This window comes from Candidatus Sulfotelmatobacter sp., assembly GCA_035504415.1.
Classification (GTDB): domain Bacteria; phylum Vulcanimicrobiota; class Vulcanimicrobiia; order Vulcanimicrobiales; family Vulcanimicrobiaceae; genus Vulcanimicrobium.
Genome location: DATJRY010000010.1, coordinates 25,819 through 42,001, shown reverse-complemented (window position 1 = coordinate 42,001; position 16,183 = coordinate 25,819). Strand labels below are relative to the sequence as shown.

At 72.5% G+C, this 16,183-nt stretch carries 20 protein-coding genes, 1 tRNA gene and 1 pseudogene; 12 read left to right on the top strand and 10 right to left on the bottom strand.

Features of this window, described 5'->3' with window-relative positions:
* Positions 1 to 54 precede the first annotated feature (54 nt).
* From VMD91_05085 to VMD91_05045, 9 genes are all read left to right on the top strand, one after another.
* The gene (locus VMD91_05085) at positions 55 to 564 is read left to right on the top strand and encodes a prepilin-type N-terminal cleavage/methylation domain-containing protein (GenBank protein HTW83427.1); all 510 of its coding nucleotides are present in this window, start codon (positions 55 to 57) and stop codon (positions 562 to 564) included.
* The gene (locus tag VMD91_05080) at positions 561 to 1,211 is read left to right on the top strand and encodes a cytochrome c biogenesis protein CcdA (GenBank protein ID HTW83426.1); all 651 of its coding nucleotides are present in this window, start codon (positions 561 to 563) and stop codon (positions 1,209 to 1,211) included. Before VMD91_05085 ends, VMD91_05080 begins: the two co-directional genes overlap by 4 nt.
* Positions 1,208 to 1,744 carry a hypothetical protein gene (locus tag VMD91_05075; GenBank protein ID HTW83425.1) on the top strand — a complete coding sequence of 179 codons (537 nt, stop codon included), beginning with the start codon at positions 1,208 to 1,210 and terminating at the stop codon, positions 1,742 to 1,744. The genes VMD91_05080 and VMD91_05075 overlap by 4 nt, the downstream gene beginning before the upstream one ends.
* Positions 1,741 to 2,175: an A24 family peptidase gene (locus tag VMD91_05070; protein ID HTW83424.1), complete on the top strand. Its 435-nt coding sequence runs from the start codon at positions 1,741 to 1,743 to the stop codon at positions 2,173 to 2,175. Before VMD91_05075 ends, VMD91_05070 begins: the two co-directional genes overlap by 4 nt.
* Positions 2,172 to 3,098 (top strand): pilus assembly protein PilM, encoded by a 927-nt coding sequence (gene pilM, locus VMD91_05065; GenBank protein ID HTW83423.1) that lies wholly within the window; start codon positions 2,172 to 2,174, stop codon positions 3,096 to 3,098. Before VMD91_05070 ends, pilM begins: the two co-directional genes overlap by 4 nt.
* Complete coding sequence (locus VMD91_05060; GenBank protein HTW83422.1) at positions 3,095 to 3,637, top strand: hypothetical protein; 543 nt, start codon at positions 3,095 to 3,097, stop codon at positions 3,635 to 3,637. Before pilM ends, VMD91_05060 begins: the two co-directional genes overlap by 4 nt.
* A 73-nt stretch (positions 3,638 to 3,710) precedes the next feature.
* Positions 3,711 to 4,205, top strand: coding sequence for a hypothetical protein (locus VMD91_05055; GenBank protein HTW83421.1), 495 nt, complete (start codon positions 3,711 to 3,713; stop codon positions 4,203 to 4,205).
* Positions 4,183 to 4,704 carry a hypothetical protein gene (locus VMD91_05050; protein ID HTW83420.1) on the top strand — a complete coding sequence of 174 codons (522 nt, stop codon included), beginning with the start codon at positions 4,183 to 4,185 and terminating at the stop codon, positions 4,702 to 4,704. Before VMD91_05055 ends, VMD91_05050 begins: the two co-directional genes overlap by 23 nt.
* Positions 4,701 to 6,053 carry a secretin N-terminal domain-containing protein gene (locus VMD91_05045; GenBank protein HTW83419.1) on the top strand — a complete coding sequence of 451 codons (1,353 nt, stop codon included), beginning with the start codon at positions 4,701 to 4,703 and terminating at the stop codon, positions 6,051 to 6,053. The genes VMD91_05050 and VMD91_05045 overlap by 4 nt, the downstream gene beginning before the upstream one ends.
* Positions 6,054 to 6,067: 14 nt before the next feature.
* Here VMD91_05045 and VMD91_05040 read toward each other — a convergent pair whose 3' ends face one another.
* From VMD91_05040 to VMD91_05030, 3 genes are read right to left on the bottom strand one after another with little or no spacing between them, the layout of a single operon-like run.
* Positions 6,068 to 6,895, bottom strand: coding sequence for a class I SAM-dependent methyltransferase (locus tag VMD91_05040; GenBank protein ID HTW83418.1), 828 nt, complete (start codon positions 6,893 to 6,895; stop codon positions 6,068 to 6,070).
* A complete protein-coding gene (locus VMD91_05035) occupies positions 6,819 to 8,036 on the bottom strand; it encodes a HAMP domain-containing sensor histidine kinase (GenBank protein HTW83417.1) in 1,218 nt (405 codons plus the stop codon). The genes VMD91_05040 and VMD91_05035 overlap by 77 nt, the downstream gene beginning before the upstream one ends.
* Positions 8,029 to 8,718, bottom strand: a complete 690-nt coding sequence (locus VMD91_05030) for a response regulator transcription factor (GenBank protein HTW83416.1) — start codon at positions 8,716 to 8,718, stop codon at positions 8,029 to 8,031. The genes VMD91_05035 and VMD91_05030 overlap by 8 nt, the downstream gene beginning before the upstream one ends.
* A gap of 53 nt (positions 8,719 to 8,771) precedes the next feature.
* Here VMD91_05030 and VMD91_05025 point away from each other — a divergent pair, with 53 nt between their 5' ends.
* Positions 8,772 to 9,452: an SOS response-associated peptidase gene (locus VMD91_05025; GenBank protein ID HTW83415.1), complete on the top strand. Its 681-nt coding sequence runs from the start codon at positions 8,772 to 8,774 to the stop codon at positions 9,450 to 9,452.
* Positions 9,453 to 9,461: 9 nt separating this feature from the next.
* Here VMD91_05025 and VMD91_05020 read toward each other — a convergent pair whose 3' ends face one another.
* The gene (locus tag VMD91_05020) at positions 9,462 to 11,303 is read right to left on the bottom strand and encodes a hypothetical protein (protein ID HTW83414.1); all 1,842 of its coding nucleotides are present in this window, start codon (positions 11,301 to 11,303) and stop codon (positions 9,462 to 9,464) included.
* Between the two features lie 106 nt (positions 11,304 to 11,409).
* Between VMD91_05020 and VMD91_05015 the strand changes: the two genes are divergently transcribed.
* Entirely contained in the window at positions 11,410 to 12,402 is a 993-nt protein-coding gene (locus tag VMD91_05015) for a LysR substrate-binding domain-containing protein (GenBank protein ID HTW83413.1), read from the top strand.
* On the opposite strand, the gene VMD91_05010 is transcribed toward VMD91_05015, so the two are convergent.
* The 5 genes and pseudogenes from VMD91_05010 to VMD91_04990 all read right to left on the bottom strand — a co-directional run bounded on the left by VMD91_05010 (position 12,348) and on the right by VMD91_04990 (position 15,091).
* The gene (locus VMD91_05010) at positions 12,348 to 12,929 is read right to left on the bottom strand and encodes a DUF488 domain-containing protein (protein HTW83412.1); all 582 of its coding nucleotides are present in this window, start codon (positions 12,927 to 12,929) and stop codon (positions 12,348 to 12,350) included. The two genes, VMD91_05015 and VMD91_05010, sit on opposite strands and share 55 nt — an antisense overlap.
* Positions 12,930 to 12,941: 12 nt before the next feature.
* On the bottom strand, positions 12,942 to 13,619 hold the full coding sequence (locus VMD91_05005) for a class I SAM-dependent methyltransferase (GenBank protein HTW83411.1): 678 nt from the start codon (positions 13,617 to 13,619) through the stop codon (positions 12,942 to 12,944).
* A gap of 26 nt (positions 13,620 to 13,645) precedes the next feature.
* Positions 13,646 to 14,215: a hypothetical protein gene (locus VMD91_05000; GenBank protein HTW83410.1), complete on the bottom strand. Its 570-nt coding sequence runs from the start codon at positions 14,213 to 14,215 to the stop codon at positions 13,646 to 13,648.
* Positions 14,212 to 14,589 (bottom strand): annotated as a pseudogene (locus VMD91_04995) (MaoC family dehydratase). The gene VMD91_05000 and the pseudogene VMD91_04995 overlap by 4 nt, the downstream one beginning before the upstream one ends.
* A 46-nt stretch (positions 14,590 to 14,635) precedes the next feature.
* A complete protein-coding gene (locus tag VMD91_04990) occupies positions 14,636 to 15,091 on the bottom strand; it encodes a heme-binding protein (protein HTW83409.1) in 456 nt (151 codons plus the stop codon).
* A gap of 15 nt (positions 15,092 to 15,106) precedes the next feature.
* Between VMD91_04990 and VMD91_04985 the strand changes: the two genes are divergently transcribed.
* Positions 15,107 to 15,850, top strand: a complete 744-nt coding sequence (locus VMD91_04985) for a hypothetical protein (GenBank protein ID HTW83408.1) — start codon at positions 15,107 to 15,109, stop codon at positions 15,848 to 15,850.
* Positions 15,851 to 16,088: 238 nt separating this feature from the next.
* Here the strand turns inward: VMD91_04985 and VMD91_04980 are convergent.
* Positions 16,089 to 16,179: transfer RNA gene (locus VMD91_04980), tRNA-Ser, on the bottom strand.
* Positions 16,180 to 16,183: the final 4 nt, after the last annotated feature.

The window sequence follows — 16,183 nt, the reverse complement described above, 5'->3', positions numbered from 1 at the left end:
AGGTCGACCCGGCGCCGGGCACCCTCCGCCGTACATCCGCAAAGGGAGAACGCCGTGCACCCGAGCCGTTCGCGTTCCGGAGAACGCGGTTTCACGCTGATCGAGCTGATGGTCGTCGTCGCGATCATCGCCATCCTCGCCGGAATCTTGATCCCCAACTTCGTCAACGCGCGCGCACAGGCGCAGACGGCCGCCTGCGAGTCGAACCTGCGCTCGATCGCGACCTCGCTCGAGCTGTACTACACCGACAACCAGGTCTATCCGACCGCATCGGCCGCGAGCGTGCAGCCCTCGCTGCTCACCGCCAACGGCGTTCCGTACCTCGACAACACGCCCAAGGACCCGGCCGCGCAAACGGCGACCGCGACGTACTCGCTGACGACGACGCAAGCCTCGGGCGGAAGCCCCGCCGGCTACACGATCACCTGTCCGGGCGTGCACGTCGGTTCGACGCTGGCGAAGATTCCGCTTACCGGCGGCACCAGCGGTTCGGTCTGCGGCACGGGCTGCACGGCGACGAAGATCCTTTACGTCGCTGGCCAAGGGCTGCAGGTCTCGCCGTGAGCGACCTCGTCGTCAGCACCCTCCAGGCGGCCGCCTCGCAGCAGGGGCGCGCGCTGCCGCTGGCCTTCGCCGCCGGCGTCGTGACGAGCGCCGGGCCCTGCGTCGCCCCGCGCTACTTGGCGCTGGCGGCCGTCATGCAAACCGGCGCGCGGCCATGGGCGCTCGTCTGCGCGTACGTCGTCGGCTTGGTCGGTGCGATGGTGCTGCTCGGCCTCGCGGTCGACGCGTTGGCGTCCGTGCGCGGCGCCGCGAGCGTGACCGACGCGCTGCTCGCCGGCGCCTTGGCCGTCGCCGGCATCGTGGTGCTCGCGCGCGGCGGCGCGGCGCACGCCGCACGGCGGACGGCACCGGTCGGCCTCGGCGGCGTCGCGCTGCTCGGTGCGTCCGGTGCGCTGGTCGTCTCGCCGTGTTGCACGCCGGTGCTGGCCGCGATCGCGGGGTTGACGTTGGGCGGCGGCACGACCGCGAGCGCGACGGCGGTGCTGACCGCGTACGCGCTGGGGCACGCGCTGCCATTGGTGGGCGTGGGCGTGCTGGGGACGCGGCTCGCGCGCGGCTTCGCGCGAATGGCCGGCTCGCATGCGCCTGCGACCGTCGGCGGCACGCTGATGCTGGCCTTGGCCTCGTACTACGGAGTGCTGGCGTGAGCGCGCTCGCACGGCCTCGTCGCTTCGCGCTGGCCGCCGTCGCGCTGGCGTGCGCGGCCCTGCTCTTCCGCGGCGAGGTGGCGACGGCGCTGGTGACGCGCGGCGACGACGCGCTGCGCGGCGGTGACGTCGATCGCGCCGTGAACGCGTATGCGCGAGCGACGGCGATCGACGCACGCTCGGCCGTGGCGGCCGATCGGCTGGCCTTCTTCTTGCTCGTCCGCCGCGGACGCGGCGACGCCGCGCTCGCGCTCGCCGTGGCCGTGCGCGCGCTGCGCGCCGTGCCGAACGATCCGCTCTTGTTGGCCGATCGCGGCTTCGCCGCTCAGCGCCTCGGCCGCATACGCGAAGCGGAACGCGCCTTCGCGGCCGCCGCGCTCGGCGCGCGCGACCCGCGCTACGCGCAGCTGGCCGGCCGGATGGCGCAGCGCGCGCACGAGCCGACGGTGGCCCGGCACGACTTCGCCGTCGCGCTCGCCCTCGCGCCCGACTTCGCCCCCGCGCGCGCCGCGCTGCGCGAGCTGACGCGATGACCGCCGCGCCGGCCACGGCGATCGCAGGCACGCTGATCGCCGCCGCGATCGATCTGCGCACCGGGCTGATCCCCGACCCGATCTCCGGCACGACCGCGCTGGTCGCGCTTGCCGCGGCGGCCTTGAACGGCACCCTGCCGACGGCGCTCGCCGGCAGCGTGGCGGCGGGCGGCGCGCTGTGGCTCCTCCACGCCGCCACGGGCGGGCGCGGGCTGGGGTTGGGCGACGTCAAGCTAGGCGCGGCGATCGGCGCGGCGCTCGGGCCGGCGGCGGCGTTCGTCGCGCTGGGTGCGGCGTTCACGTTCGGCGCGCTGGCCGGCATCGCGTTGCTTCTCGCCCGCCGTGCGACGCGACGCTCCGCGCTGCCGTTCGCACCGTTCCTCGCGCTCGGCACGCTCGCCGGTGCCGTGCTGCAGCCGTGGGCAGCATGACCCGTTCGTTGCCGCTCGGCATCGACGTCGGCAGCGCGCGCACGTGCGTGGCGCTGGCCGAGCTCGATGCGGGCGGAACGCCGCGCTTGGTGGCGGCCGCATCGCGCACGACCGGCGACGATCCGTCGGCCGCGATCGCCGGCGCCCGGACGGAGCTCTCGACGCGCGAACGCCGCTGCGTGCTGGCGCTGCGCGCCCCCGACTCGCACGTGCGCGAGATCGCGTTGCCGCCGCTGCGCCGCCGCGAACGCGAGCGCGCCGCCGGCTTCGAAGCCGCGCGCTTCGCACCGCACGCCCTGCACGACGGCGTCCTTCGGTTCGTTCCGCTCACCCCGGGGCGGACGGTCGTCGCGGTCGCGCGTCGTTCGGCGGTCGAGCGCGCCGTCGAGATCGCGCGGGTCGCCGGGCTGCACGCCGTCGCGGTCGACGACGGCGCCCTCGCGCTTTTGCGCGCCTTTGCCGCCGACGCCGTCGTCGACGTCGGCCTGACCGCCTGCACCGTGATCGTGCGCGGCGAAGCGTTGCCCCTGACGCGGATCGTTCCGCTGGGCGGGCGCGCGCTGACCGACGCCATCGTCGCCGGCCTGGGCGTCGACGAAACGACCGCCGAGCTGCGCAAGCGCGGCGTCGGCATGGCCGGGGCCGGCGAGTCGGCGCGCGCGGCGTTGGTCGAGCAGATCGCGAGCGCGTTCGTCGAGCTGCGCGCCGCCGCGCCGCGGGAGCCGGCCGGCGCGGTGCTGACCGGAAACGGCGCGCGGCTGCAGGGTCTGGCGGCCGCGCTCGAGCGTGCCTTGGGCGTCCCGACGCGACTGGGCACCTTCGCACCCGACGCCTGCGTCACGCTGCCGGCCGACGTGGTGCGCGTCGCCGCGCCCGACTGGGGTCTGGCGTACGGCTTGGCGCTGTGGGAGCACGCGACATGACCCGCGTCAACTATCTGCGGCCGCGCCGGGACGTGTTCGCGGCGCTCGCGCGTCGGCTCGACCGACGAACGCGCGTCCCGCTCGCGTCGCTGGCCGCGGCCCTGCTCGCCGTCGCGGCGCTGTGCTTCGTCGACGATCTGCGCTTGCACGCCGCGCGCGCGGCCGGTGCACGGGCGGCCGCGCGGCTGGGCAGCGCGCACGCCGCGCTCGACGCGATGCGCGCCGCCGCGGCCGACGTCGACCGGCTGCGCGCGTTGTCGCGTCACGTCGACGAGCTGGCCACGTCCGGTACCCGCAGCGCGAGCCACGTCGCCCTCTTGGGCAACCGTCTCGCGCACGACGCCTGGCTGACCACCGTGCGCCTCGACGGGCCGGCGGTCGCGCTCGAGGGGCACGGGGCCGCGTTGCGCGACGTCGGCGACGCGTTGGCGTCGCTGCGTCGCGTGCCCGGTTATGGCGCGGCGCGGCTGGTCAGCGTGCGTCGCGACGCCGCACGCAACGAGTACCTCTACGCGGTCGCGCTGGAGGCGCCATGGTGACCGTTCGCACCGGCCCGTTGGAACGCGGCCTCGCGCTGGCCGCCTTGACGGTCGTGCTGCTCGCTACGTCCTCGTGCGCGGCGATCAACGCCGCATCGCCGAGCAGCTCGACGAGAACGCGCGTGCCGCCGCGCATGCCGACGCGTTGGCGCGGGAGCTGGTGCGCGCGCCGGCCGTCGACGGTGAGCGGCGTCGGCTCCAGGGCCGCCTGCGCGGGCTGGACCTCGGCACGGACGCGGCGCGCTCGCTGGCGCGCTTCCTGCGCGGCGCCGATGCGGTCGCGCGGCGCCACAACGCGCTCGTGCTCGCGGTCAGCGCCGACCAACCGCCGCGCGGCACGCGCCACCCGACGACGCCGCTCGCGCTCACGGTCGATCTGTCCGGTCGCTACGGCGATCTGCTGGGCGCCGTGGCGGATCTCTCGCGCATGGGCGTTCCGGCCGGCGTCGACGTCGTCGCGCTCACGCGCGCGCGTACCGCCGGCTCCGACCCGTCGCTGACCGCCTCGCTGCGCGTCGCGTTGCCACGCGTGACGCTACCGGCCGATGATCGCGCTCGGACCCCGTAGCCGCACGGCACTGGCCGCGAGCGGCGCCCTGTGCGTGGCCGGAGCGTTCGTCACCTCGCCGCTCGTCGCGCGCGGCGGCGTCGCCGGCGATCGGTTCGCGTCGGCGGCGTTCGCGCTGACGACGCCCGCGCCGCCCCGAGTCCTCGCGGTGCGGCCGAATCGCGACCCGTTCGCGGGTCCCGAGGGCACGCCGGCACCGGCGCCCAGCGCCGCGCTCGCGCTCGTCCCCTCGCTGTCCGCCGCCGTGCCCGTCCTGCCGCCGAATCCGGGCGCCGGCGGGGCGGCGCCGCCGGACGTCGCTCCGCCGCGGCTGGCCGCGATCGTCACCGGAGCGCGTCCGTTCGCGCTCGTCGACGACCCGCGCGGTCCACGGATCGTGACCGTCGGCGATCGGCTCGACGGCAGCAGCGTGGCGGCCATCGGCGCGACCGGCGTGCGGCTCGCCGACGGCCGTCGCTTCTCGCTGGACGCCGGCCTGGGCGGAGGCGACCGCCAATGAGACGTGCGCTCTGCGCGCTCGCGCTGCTCGCCCTGCTGACGCTCCCCGCGAGCGCACAGACGGAGCGGTTCACGATCGACGCGCGCGACGTGCAGCTGGCCGACGTCATCCGCCTGCTCGGCGCGCGCGCCAACCGCAACGTCGTCGCCGACGGTTCCGTCAAGCCGCAGCGCGTCACCGTGCGGCTCGCCGACGTCACCTTCGACGAAGCACTGGCCGCGCTCGCGGCCTCGTACGCGCTGCAGACGCACCGCGAAGGCACCGTCGTCATCGTCGGCGACGCGAGCTCGATGAGCCGGCGCTTTCCCGACGACGCGGGTCCCGGCGGCACCCGCACGCGCACCTTCGTCCTCGCGCACGCGCACCCCGAGGACGTGGCCGCGGCGCTGCAGGCGGCGCTGGCGCCGGGGACCGTCGTCGTGTCCGACAAGCGGACGGCCGCGGTGCTGGTGACCGGTGCGCCGGCGACGCTGGCCCGCGCGCGCGGCCTGGTCGACGCGCTTGACGCGCCGGCCGACGGGGCCGGCAGTCCCGCCGCCACCGAAGCCGTGCAGCTCCACAACCTGCGCGCCGGCGACGCCCTCAAGCTCCTCAAGGGCGCGACGCCCGACGGCGCGCTGTTCGCCGACGACCGCCAGAACGTCGTGGTCGTGAGCGGTAACCTCGAGCTGCGCGCGCGCGTGCGCGCCTTGCTGGCCGGGCTCGACGCGCCCGGTCGCCAGGTGATGTTCGAGGTCAAGGTCGCCGACGTCGAGCCGATCAACGACAACAGCAACGTCGGCGTCGAGTTCGGCGGCAGCGGCTTCGGCAGCGGGGCGCTCGGCACGATTCCGTACACGCTGACCAAGAGCGCGCTGGCCGTCAACGCGCAGATCGACACCCTGATCCAGCACGGCCGTGCCTCGATCCTCGCGCAGCCGAAGATCGCCACCTTGAACAACCACGAAGCCTCGCTGCTGGTCGGCGAGCAGTATCCCGTCGTCACCGTCAACCAACAGACCGGCTTTCCCAGCGTGCAGACGATCGACGTCGGCGTGCGCCTGCGCCTGACGCCGACGATCGGCGGCGACGGCACGATCACGGCCGAGCTGCATCCGGAGTTCTCGCAGATCATCGGCTTCAACGCCAGCTTCCCGATCATCGCGAACCGCAAGGTCGACGCGACGATCCGCGTTCGCGACGGCGAGACGATCGTGCTGGGCGGATTGTTCCAAGACGTCGACTCCGAGACGATCACCAAGTTCCCGCTGCTCGGCGACCTGCCGATCCTGGGCGCGTTCTTTCGCAACCGCCAATCCTCGCACACCAAGGACGAGGTCGTCTTCTTCATCATCCCGCACGTGCTCTGAGCGGGCCCGGCGCGTCAGACGAGCGCCGTTCCGATGGTCGTCTGGTTCGCGGGCTGCAGGTCGTCGCCGCGCCCGCTCAAGTACCGGTCGGCGACGTCGGCGGGCGAGAGAAAGCGCACCTCGCGATAGCCCAGCGCGCGCAGCATCGTGTCGAGCTCCTCGGGTGCCAGGCGCGTGCGCCACGGCTCGCCGACCGCCTCGGCGGCGGTTTCGATCGCATCTTCACCCGTGCGCGGGCCAGCGAAGCTGAACGCGATCTCGCTCTCGCGCGGCAGCGCGGCGACGGCGCGGAACACCGCCTCGATCGCGCTCGTCCCCAGGTACGGGATGACGCCCAGCCACGAGAAGAACGCCGGCCGCGTGACGTCGATCGCCGCCGGCAGCGCCGCCGCGAGCGGCGTGCGCTCGAAGTCGACGGCGTGGAACGTGACGTTGGGCGGGATCGCGATGCCGGCGCGGGAGAGTCGCGCACGTTTGTCGGCCTGGGTCGCCGGCTGATCGATCTCGACGATGTGCAGCGCCTGGGCCCACGCCGGTTGGCGAAACGCGAAGGTGTCGTAGCCGGCGCCCAGGATCACGGCTTGCCGGACGCCGCGCGCGACCGCTGCCGCCAACCGGTCTTCGGCGAAGCGGCTGCGCACGACGACGTGCGTGCGCAGTCGCGTGCGCTCCGGCGTGCGCCAGCGCTCGGAGTCGGTCCGCAGGGACGCCGCCCAGCGCGGATCCAACAGCCGCGCCGCGACCGGGTCGTCGAGCACCTTCGGCTCAGCGTCGAACAGCTGGTGCGCCGCGCGCAGCGCCGCGACCGAGAGCGCCGTCCGGCTCGGCGTACGCTCGTCCATCGCCGGTCGCCATTGGCGCGGCCGCGGGCAGGCTCCTCGGCAGCGTCAGGGTGAAGCGCGCGCCGCCCAGCGACGCCTCGCCGACGGAAACGCGTCCGCCCGCCCGCTCGACCATCAGCCGCACCAGCGCGAGCCCGATCCCGCTGCCGCCGGCGTGGGTCGTCCCGCGCTCGCCGAGCGCGAAGATCCGCTCGCGCTCGCCGGGCGGCACGCCCGGCCCATCGTCCTCGACGACGAGGCGGACCGTCCGCGCGCTCGCGTCGGCGCGCAGCTCGACCCGGCCGGCGGGCCGGCCGTGCGCGATCGCGTTCTCGACCAGGTTGCGCAGCAGCAACGTCAAGCGGTCCGCGTCGAGCGCGACGTGCAGCGCCGTCGGGGCGGGAAAGACGAGCGTCGTGCCGCGCCGCGACGCGGTCGTCTCGACGGCATCGCGCGTGGCGTCGAGCGCCGCATCGAGCGACCCGCCGGCTCGCGCCGGTGCGCCGCCGTGCAGATCGAGCAGCGAGATCTCGAACATCCCCTCGACCAGCCGGCTCATGCGCACCGTCTCGTGATAGGCAATCCGCACGAAGCGGCGACGCTGCTCGCCCTCGACCGCCTCGTCGAGCACGGTCTCCAGGTAGCCGCGAATCGCCGCCAGCGGCGTGCGCAGCTCGTGGCCCAGGGCGGAGAAGAATCCGAATCGCTCGCGCTCCTGCGCGCCCCGCGCCAAGGCGCGCTCGATCAGCGTCTCGAGCGGCGGCAAGGCTTGCCGTGGCTCGACGCTCGTCCAGCCGGCTTCGGCCCGTACGCGCAGCGCCGCTTCCATCGCGGCGGCGATGCGGGCCAACGCCGCGCGCGCATCGGACGGCGCGCCCGTCTCGCCCCGCATCGGTGCTGCGAGCGCGCAGACGAACACGTCGCTGCCGCGCTCGTGCGCGACCAGATCCTCCGCGCGCAGCACCCGCGCCACCGCCGTGCCGAACGCGGCGACCGCGCGCCGTTCGAGCAGCCGCGCCGCGCGCACGCCGCGGCGCCACGCCACGCGCTCGAGCTCCGGCAGCCGGATCGCGAGCACGGGGACGGCGTCAACCGCGTCGACCCGTTGCAGGCGGGCGAGGAACGCGGCGCCGCCGGCCAACGGCCAACGCCGCTCAGGCACGGCCGAACTTGTAGCCGAAGCCGTGCACGGTGTGCACCAACGGTCCGAGCGCCGCTCGTTCTTCGAGGACCAGCCGCAAGCGACGTACGTGGACGTCGACGGTGCGCTCGTCGCCGTCGTAGTCGTAGCCCCAAACGTGCTCGAGCAGCGCCGAGCGCGAGAGCGCGACGCCGGCGTTCGCCGCCAACTCGAGCAGCAGCGCGAACTCGCGCGGCTTGAGCCCGACGTCGGCGCCGTCGACGCGCGCTTCGCGCGCCGCCTCGTCGATCTCGAGCCGGTCGAACACGAACAGGCGCGCGTTCGTCGCTCGTGCCAGCCCAGCGCGACGCACGATGGCGCGCACCCGCGCGACGACCTCGCGCGGCGAAAACGGCTTGGTGACGTAGTCGTCCGCGCCGAGCTCGAGCCCCACGACGCGATCGACTTCGTCGCCGCGCGCGGTCAGCACCAAGATCGGCAGCGCGTGTCCTTCGCGGCGCAAGGCGCGCACGACGTCGAAGCCGTCGACCGCCGGCAAGCCGAGGTCGAGCACCAGCAGGTCGGCTCCGCCGCGCGCCAAGCGAAGCGCCGCCGGCCCGTCGGCGACCTCGTCGCACAGAAACCCCTCGCGCCGCAGATGGTGGGCGAGCAGCTCACGGATCGCGGCGTCGTCCTCGGCGACGACGATGCGGCTGAGCCCCATGCCCGCAGCGGTGCCCGGAACCCGGCCGGCCCAGTCGGAGGTTGAAGTGGAGGATGTGCGCTCGCTACACGCTCGCGGAGCCCGGTCCCATCCTCGACCGCTGGCCCAGCGCGGGCAAGCACGGTCGGCCGCAATGGCCGCCCCGCTTCAACGTCGCGCCGACCCAGGACGTCCCCGCCCTGCGCGGTGACCGCGAGCTGGTCACGCTGCGCTGGGGCTTGGTCCCGGCCTGGGCGTCCGACCCGACCGGCGCGCAGAAACGCATCAACGCGCGCGTGGAGACGGTGGCCCAGACGCCGCTCTACCGCTCCGCGTTCGAGCGGCGCCGGTGCGCGATCCTGGCCGACGGCTTCTACGAGTGGTCGGGCGCCAGGGGCCACCGCCAACCGCATCGGATCACGATCGACGACGGCGCGCCGTTCGCCTTCGCGGGGCTGTGGGAGCGCTGGCGGCGCGGCGATCAGAGCCTGGAGACCTGCACCATCGTCACTTGTCCGGCGAACGAGCGCATCGCGCCGTTGCACGATCGCATGCCGGCGATCATCGCCGACGACGACGCGCTCGACGCGTGGCTGCACGGCGAGGCGGCCGATGCGTTGGCCGTCGCCGCGCCGTTCGATTCCGCGCGGCTGCGCGTGGTCGCCGTCGGCCCGGCGGTCAACCGGGCGACGTTCGAGGATCCCTCGTGCATCGAGCCGGCGACCCCGTCGCCGGCTCTGCGTCTGTTCGACTGAGCCGAGCGCTCAGATCGGGTTCGTGCAGAACGCCGGTTCCGTGGCGAGCGGCGACGCGGTCGAGGCGCTGTAGCCGCTCGGGGTGACCGAGACGGTTCCCGGGGCCGGTCCGGCCGGCGAGCCCCACCAGTCGGAGTTGGCGGAGACGTCGTAGCTGGTCGCCTCCAGGCCGTAGATCGAGCCGTTGAGGATGCAGTTGTTCCCGCCGCTGCCGAGGCTGCCGCCGCCCAAGTCGACCGCCGAGGTCGTGGTCCCACCCGTCGGCTGATTGTCGAAGCCCAGCAGCACGCCGTTGGTCGAGGTCATGAACAGCGTGTTGGCGGCCTTGATCTGCAGCGTCTGCAGCGGCGTCACCGTGTTCATCCACACGCCGTAGTACTTGGTGTTGATGATCGCGCTGTTCTCGAGGTCCAGCGAGAACAGGGCCGGCGAACCCGCGCCCTGCGCGGTCGGATGATTGTTGGTGACTTCGATCCCGTTGTTGCCGCAGTTCTGCAGCACCGTGTTGTCGAGCTTGAGGATCGTCTGGTTGCCGGCGCCCACCGAGGCGACGCCGAGGCACTCGCCGGTGTTGTCGGGCGTCGTCGCGGTGCCGGCCGGATCGGCGTACGACGGCAGCCCGCCGCTGATCGTCGTGCCTTGCACGGTCACGTTGTCGAGCGTGAGGGTCGTCTGCGAGCCGGTGCCGCGATTGTACTCTTCGAGCATGTCGCCCGGATCGTTGATGAAGGTGCTGTTCGAGATCGTGACGTTGCCGACTTCGTTGGTGCCGTCGCCCACGATGAACTCCATTCCATTGGTCGACGCGCCGCCGATGCCGGTGTTGTAGTAGTTGTACGCGATCGTCTCGTTGAGCTGGCCCGAGCCGCCTTCGTTGACGAAGACGCTGTCCGCGTTGGCGCCCGAGCTGCCGTTGTTCTCTTCGGTGTTGCCGAAGAGGCTGATCGTGAGCGCGCCGTTGACGTTGGCCTGGGCGCCGATGCCCTCGATCGTCCGCACCGCGCTGCACTGCGGCATCGCCGAGACGAAGTTCCCGTTCACCTGTGCCGTCTCGATCGCCGTGCCCATCGAGCGCAGGTCGATGCCGTCGCTGCAGGACCCGTTGTGCACGTAGTTGCCGTCGATCGCGACCGCGGCGGTACCGCTGCTCTCGTCGACCATGATCGCGGCCCAGCCGGCGTTCAGCGACGCGTGCGTCGCCGCGCCTGCGGTGTAGGACTCGAGATAGAACGGGAGCACCACGAACCCGACCGTCTGCGAGGTGTTCGTGCCGGAGACGTCGTTGCCCTGAACGCACACGCCGGTGACGTTGCTTCCGTAAATGCCGCCGCGCGACGCGCCGGCCACCACCACGTTGTAGACCGAGGTGTAGTTCGCCAGCTCGACGGCGTCGCCGTTGTTGGCGGTCGTCGTGTTGGTGATCTCGGGCAGCGACGAGGCGCCGCTCGAACCGACCAAGGGTAAGCTTCCCGTCATCGCCGGCGCGCCTTGCGCGAGCACGGCCGGTCCCGCGCCGACGAGCTGCTGACCCGACTGCAGCACGATCCCGCCGTTGAGCGGCGCCGTGCCGGCCGGTGAAGCCAGAATCGCGATCGTGTCGCCGGGATGCGACGCAGCCTGAACGGCCGCGAGACTATTGAACGGTGATACGAGCGTACCGTTTCCGCTCGTGGTCGCGGCCGCGCTGACGTACCACGTCTTCGCGCCGTAGGTCGTTTGCGGCGTGTAGCACATATCAGCCGCCGGCATGTGCGGCGCGCGCGGTGCGGGCGCGGAACCGCTCGAGCTGCACCCGCTCAGCAGCGTGGCGGACAAAGCGGCGACGAGCGCGGCCGACGCGAGACTTTTCATGAGCCTGGCTCCCATTGCGCGAAAAGTACGTTGTGCACACCCTCGTCTGTAACGATAGCCGTTGACAAGAGGAGGAAACAGTCCGCACAGGCGCTCAATTCGTTGCATGAGGCGTAACGATCACCGGCAGCACGATACGGAGCACCGGCTGGGCTTGCGCGAACTCGAGGTCTTCTTCGCCTTCGCGCAGACCGAGCACATGGGTCGCGCGGCCGAAGCGCTCGGCGTGAGCATCCCGTCGATTCAACGAACGGTTCGCGCGCTCGAGCTGGAACTCGGGATCCCGCTGGTCGTGCGCGACGGCCGGCGCCTGCGGTTGCTGCCGGCCGGTCAGGTTCTCGCCGAGCACGCGACGCAGATTCTGCGCTCGAGAACGGACGCGGTGCGCGCGGCGCTCGCCGCTTCCTCCGGCACGCGCCAGACGCTGCGCCTCGGCCACACCTCGTCGCTCGGCTTCGTGGTCGTGCCGCGCTACGTCGAAAAGCTGCTGCGGCGCGCGCCGCGCACGCACGTCCAGCTGCACCAAGGCTCGACGAAGGAGCTGATCGCCGCGCTCCTCGCGGGCGAGCTCGACGCCGCGCTCGTTTCCGGAACGCCCGACGAGCCGGAGCTGCACGTCGTGCCGCTCTTTCACGAGCCGATCTTGCTCGCGCTGCCGATCGACGATCCGCTCGCGCAGAGCGCCCGGATCGACATCGCCGCGTTTCGCGATCGCAACTTCATCACGCTCGGCGAGAACTCGATCAATCAAGCGGCCGTCATCCGCCTCTGCGGGCGAGCCGGCTTTCGGCCACGCATCGCCCTCGAAGCCGACGATTTCTGCACGATCGAGGGAGCCGTCGCGGCCGGGCTCGGCGTCGCGCTGGTGCCGCGCAGCGCGATCCAGCGCCCGCATCCGCTCGTCGCGCACCTCCCGATCGCGATGGCGATCCCGCTCATCCGCGCCGTCGCCCTGGCTTATCCGCGCGAGGCGACGCGCAACGACGCGCTCGGCGCGCTGTTGGCCGTCGCCGCCCCGCGCGCACGTCGTTCAGTCCGGGCTCGTCAGGTGCTCGCGGCCGGATCCCCCGCCTCGTCGCCGGCGAACAGCACGTCGTAACGCAGCGTCCCCTCGTCGGTGACGCGGACGCCCGCGGTCGGGACGTGCGGACGGTACGTGCCGTCGTGCATGAGGTGCTCGACCTGCGTGCCGTGCAGCAACTGCGCCGCGTCGGCGATCAGCCGCCGGTGACAACGCCACCACAGCGACTCCGAGCACATGATCGCCGTCCGCGACGCCGCCGCCTGCGCCAGCAGCTCGTCGAGTGCGAGCTGAAACGGCGGCTTCTCCATCGCGTCGGCGTAGGCGCGAAAGGCGGGATGCCGCAACGCGACGTTGCTGCTGTTGGGATCCGGCTTGCGGAACCCGCCCAAGCGCGGCTCCCAGCGATAGGCGACGCCGGTCAGCGCGGGGACCCACCGCTCGAGCTCCTCGCGCCAGACGTGCGGATGGCGCCGGCTCTTCGGAACGGTGCGCACGTCGACGAGCGCGTCCAGCTCGGCCTCGCGCAGCAGCGCCGCCAGCTCGTCCTGACCGGCGGTTCCGTGCCCGAGGGTGATGAGCCGAATCGGCTCGCTGCCGGCCATCGCGCCGGCGCGTCAGCGGTCCGCCGACGGCACCGCGTCGACGAGCAGAAACCCCGGCCGCGTGCGCAACCGCGCCGCCAGCTGTGGGTTGCGCGCGGCGGCGTCGGCGGTCGGCCGAATCTCCTCGAGGCGGCGGATGCGAAAGCCGGCGCCGTGCAGATCGTCGGTGATCCGCTGCAGCGGGCGATGGTAGAACTGCACCGGCACCGGCTGCGCGCCGAAGTCGGTCCACTGCTCGCGCACCAGCGTCACGCCGAAATAATCGTCGACTTGGTCGGCGGTGAGCAGCGGATGGTGCGTCGTCAGGACGAGCCAGCCCGGGCGGCGCAAAACCCGCGCGAACTCACGCAGGACCGGCGCCCAATCGCGCACGTAGTGCAGGGTGAGCGAGGAAACGACCAGGTCGAACGAACGGTCGCCGAACGGCAAGCGCTGCTCGAGGTCGGCGCGCACGAGCTGCGCCGCCGCGCCCAGCCGTGCGCGCGCGAGGTCGATCATCGCGGCGCTCGCGTCGAGCGCGACGACGTGCGCGCCGTGCTCGACCAGCCAGGCCGCGTTCTCACCGGCCGCGCAGCCGGCGTCGAGCACCGCGAGCTCCTCGACGTCGCCGAGTGCCGCGCGCAGCGCGGGCCGCTCGTAGGCGGCGTTGCAGACGTTGCCGGTCGTGACGCGGGCGTACGCCGCAGCCAAGGCCGGATCGTCGTAGAGCGGGTTCTTCAGTTTACACCGAAGGCCGGGCCGTCGACGAGATACTGCTGCGCCTGCGCGATGTCGTCGTCGTCCCAGTCGAGCACGACCTCGGCGCGCGCGCCCTCTCCGCGCGAGACGAGCAGCGCGGCGGCGACGACTCGCCCGACGTCGGGGTCCGACGAGCGCAGCGCGTATCCGATCGCGAGATCGTCCAAGCTGCGGATCGCGGCATGATACGCCTCGGCGAGCCGTTCGGGGATCTCGGGCGCGTCCTCGCGCGTCAAGCGCACGATCTCGATCCACGCGGGGAGGTGCAGGAAGTCCAGCGGGACGTCGTGTGCGTCGTCGGCGACGATCGAGGAGCCGATCGTCACCAGATGCGGCAAAGCCGCATACGAAGCGGGGTAGATGTCACCCTGATGCGCCAGCCCCGACCAGAGATGGAACCACGTGTTGCCCTCGACCGCTTCGCTCGGTTCGAACGGCGACTGTGCCAGCGCGCGCAGACGCGATGCGACCGGGAGTCCGGAACCGTAGGCGTCCGGGTAGTGGTCCCAGGCCGGGTCCGAGAGGGGCAGCATCGTCGCGGGGCTCACCGTTCGTCCTTCTGCAGCACGGCGATCCCCTCGACCACGACGTCGCCGCGCTGGTTGACGACCTGCGTGCGCGCGCGAAAGCGGCGGCGCTCGGGGATCAGCTCGACGACCTCGGCGCTGGCGGTCAGCGTGTCGCCGAGGAACACGGGTTTGCGGAAATGCAGCGTCTGCTCGACGTAGATGCCGCCGGGCTTTTGCAGCAGCAGCCCGTTGACGGTCGAGAGCAGGCTCGCCGAGAGCATGCCGTGCGCCGCGCGCTGACCGAAGCGCGTCCCGCGCGCGTACTCGGCATCGACGTGCAACGGATATTGATCGCCGCTCACGCCCGCGAACAGCAAGACGTCCGCCTCCGTGATCGTCTTCGCGAACTCGGCGCGATCCCGACCGCGAACGCTTCGTAGGCTTTGGTGCCGTAGCCGGTCATCGCGCCCGCGCGTCCGGGTCGAGACCGATCGCGGCGATGCCGGCCCGTGCGCACTGCGCGTCCTGCTCGCTGGTCCCGCTGCTCACGCCGACCCCGCCGATCACGCTGCCCTCGGCGACGATCGGCAGGCCGCCGGCGATCCCGGTGACGCGGTCGGCGGCCAGCGCCAACCGAATCTGCACCAGTTGGTCGCCGCCCCCTTCCTCACCCGAGGGGCGCTTGCGGGTGGCGGCCGACATCGCCTTGGTCTGCGCGATCGAGATCGAGCCGATGCGGGCGCCGTCCGAGCGCCCGAAGGCCAGCAAATGTCCGCCCGCGTCGACCACCGCGACGCACTGCGCAACGCCGATCGCATCGGCCTCGGCCAGCGCGGCCGCCAGGATGGTCCTTGCCCCGGCCGCGCTCAGGAACGGGGCGGTGCCGACGTACGTTGTTCGCGAAGAGTCCGACACGATGAGGCCGCCTTTGTGATCCCCGCCGACGTCGCCTTCCGCCTGGCGTGCAACGCTGCCGCCGCCGCCTACGCGCAAGCACCGCCCTACCTCGCGTACCGCACGACGGTGACCGTCGACGTGCCGTCCCTGAACCGCCACGAGTCGATCGCGCGCGCCGTCGAGACGCGCACCGCCGACGACTTTGCGTCCCTGCAGGACCTTCCCCGCGGCCAGCATCAGTACGGGCACAGCTTCCCGATGCCGCCGACCTTCGACGCGCTCTCGTACTTCAATTTCGTCTACAGCGCCCTGCACCGTAACGCGCTGGCGTACGTCCAACAGGTCGAACCCATCACGTTCAAGGAGCCCGCGCACGCCGACGTGATCGTCACGGCGCTGCGCTACTACCACGCCGACTACGCCCCCGACTCGAACGACAAAATCGCCCACATCGTGATGGACCCGCTCCCCTCCCTCACGACGGGCAACAACTCGACCTTCTACCTGCACGACGTCTACGTCGACACGGCGACGAACCTGCCGACGAGCGTGACCTACACCGGCCCGACCCAACAGATGACGGTCGACTACACCACCGTCGACGGCCACTGGCTCGTCCGCCACGCCGTCTACAACGCCACCTTCTACGCCGTGCTCCACCTCGGCCGCATCAGCGCCCACGCCGAAGCCACCAACGAAGACTTCACCTTCCCCACCACCCCAACCGACCCCAAACTCGCCGCCCCACCCCAACCCACCCCCACGCCAAAGCGCTAGCACCACCGCGCGCCCCCACCGCGCCCAGCCCCGCCCCGGACAATCCCACCCCCTAACCACAACGGCCCATTGCAAGCCCCCTCGGGGAATCCCGCCCCACCGCAACGCCCCCGGGCTTGCACGCCCGGGGGGCCCCACGCCCCTAGGGCGTGGGGGGCGCGCAGCCAGGGGCGGAGCGCCTTTCAACCCCCGATCCGCCAGAAGAAAAAGACGAGCTAACAGCTCGTCTTTTTCTTTATGGCGGAGAGGGAGAGATTCGAACTCTCGAGACGCTATCAACGTCTGCCCGCTTTCGAGGCGGGTGCCTTCAACCACTCGACCACCTCTCCGTGG

What these genes read in the sequence shown, in the direction of transcription:
- VMD91_05040 (HTW83418.1), bottom strand. Translation starts at nt 6,895, where the DNA reads ATGGACGAGCGTACGCCGAGCCGGACGGCGCTCTCGGTCGCGGCGCTG.
- VMD91_05045 (HTW83419.1), top strand. Translation starts at nt 4,701, where the DNA reads ATGAGACGTGCGCTCTGCGCGCTCGCGCTGCTCGCCCTGCTGACGCTC.
- VMD91_05010 (HTW83412.1), bottom strand. Translation starts at nt 12,929, where the DNA reads ATGGCCGGCAGCGAGCCGATTCGGCTCATCACCCTCGGGCACGGAACC.
- VMD91_05015 (HTW83413.1), top strand. Translation starts at nt 11,410, where the DNA reads ATGAGGCGTAACGATCACCGGCAGCACGATACGGAGCACCGGCTGGGC.
- VMD91_05030 (HTW83416.1), bottom strand. Translation starts at nt 8,718, where the DNA reads ATGGGGCTCAGCCGCATCGTCGTCGCCGAGGACGACGCCGCGATCCGT.
- VMD91_05020 (HTW83414.1), bottom strand. Translation starts at nt 11,303, where the DNA reads ATGAAAAGTCTCGCGTCGGCCGCGCTCGTCGCCGCTTTGTCCGCCACG.
- VMD91_05050 (HTW83420.1), top strand. Translation starts at nt 4,183, where the DNA reads ATGATCGCGCTCGGACCCCGTAGCCGCACGGCACTGGCCGCGAGCGGC.
- VMD91_05025 (HTW83415.1), top strand. Translation starts at nt 8,772, where the DNA reads ATGTGCGCTCGCTACACGCTCGCGGAGCCCGGTCCCATCCTCGACCGC.
- pilM (HTW83423.1), top strand. Translation starts at nt 2,172, where the DNA reads ATGACCCGTTCGTTGCCGCTCGGCATCGACGTCGGCAGCGCGCGCACG.
- VMD91_05070 (HTW83424.1), top strand. Translation starts at nt 1,741, where the DNA reads ATGACCGCCGCGCCGGCCACGGCGATCGCAGGCACGCTGATCGCCGCC.
- VMD91_05060 (HTW83422.1), top strand. Translation starts at nt 3,095, where the DNA reads ATGACCCGCGTCAACTATCTGCGGCCGCGCCGGGACGTGTTCGCGGCG.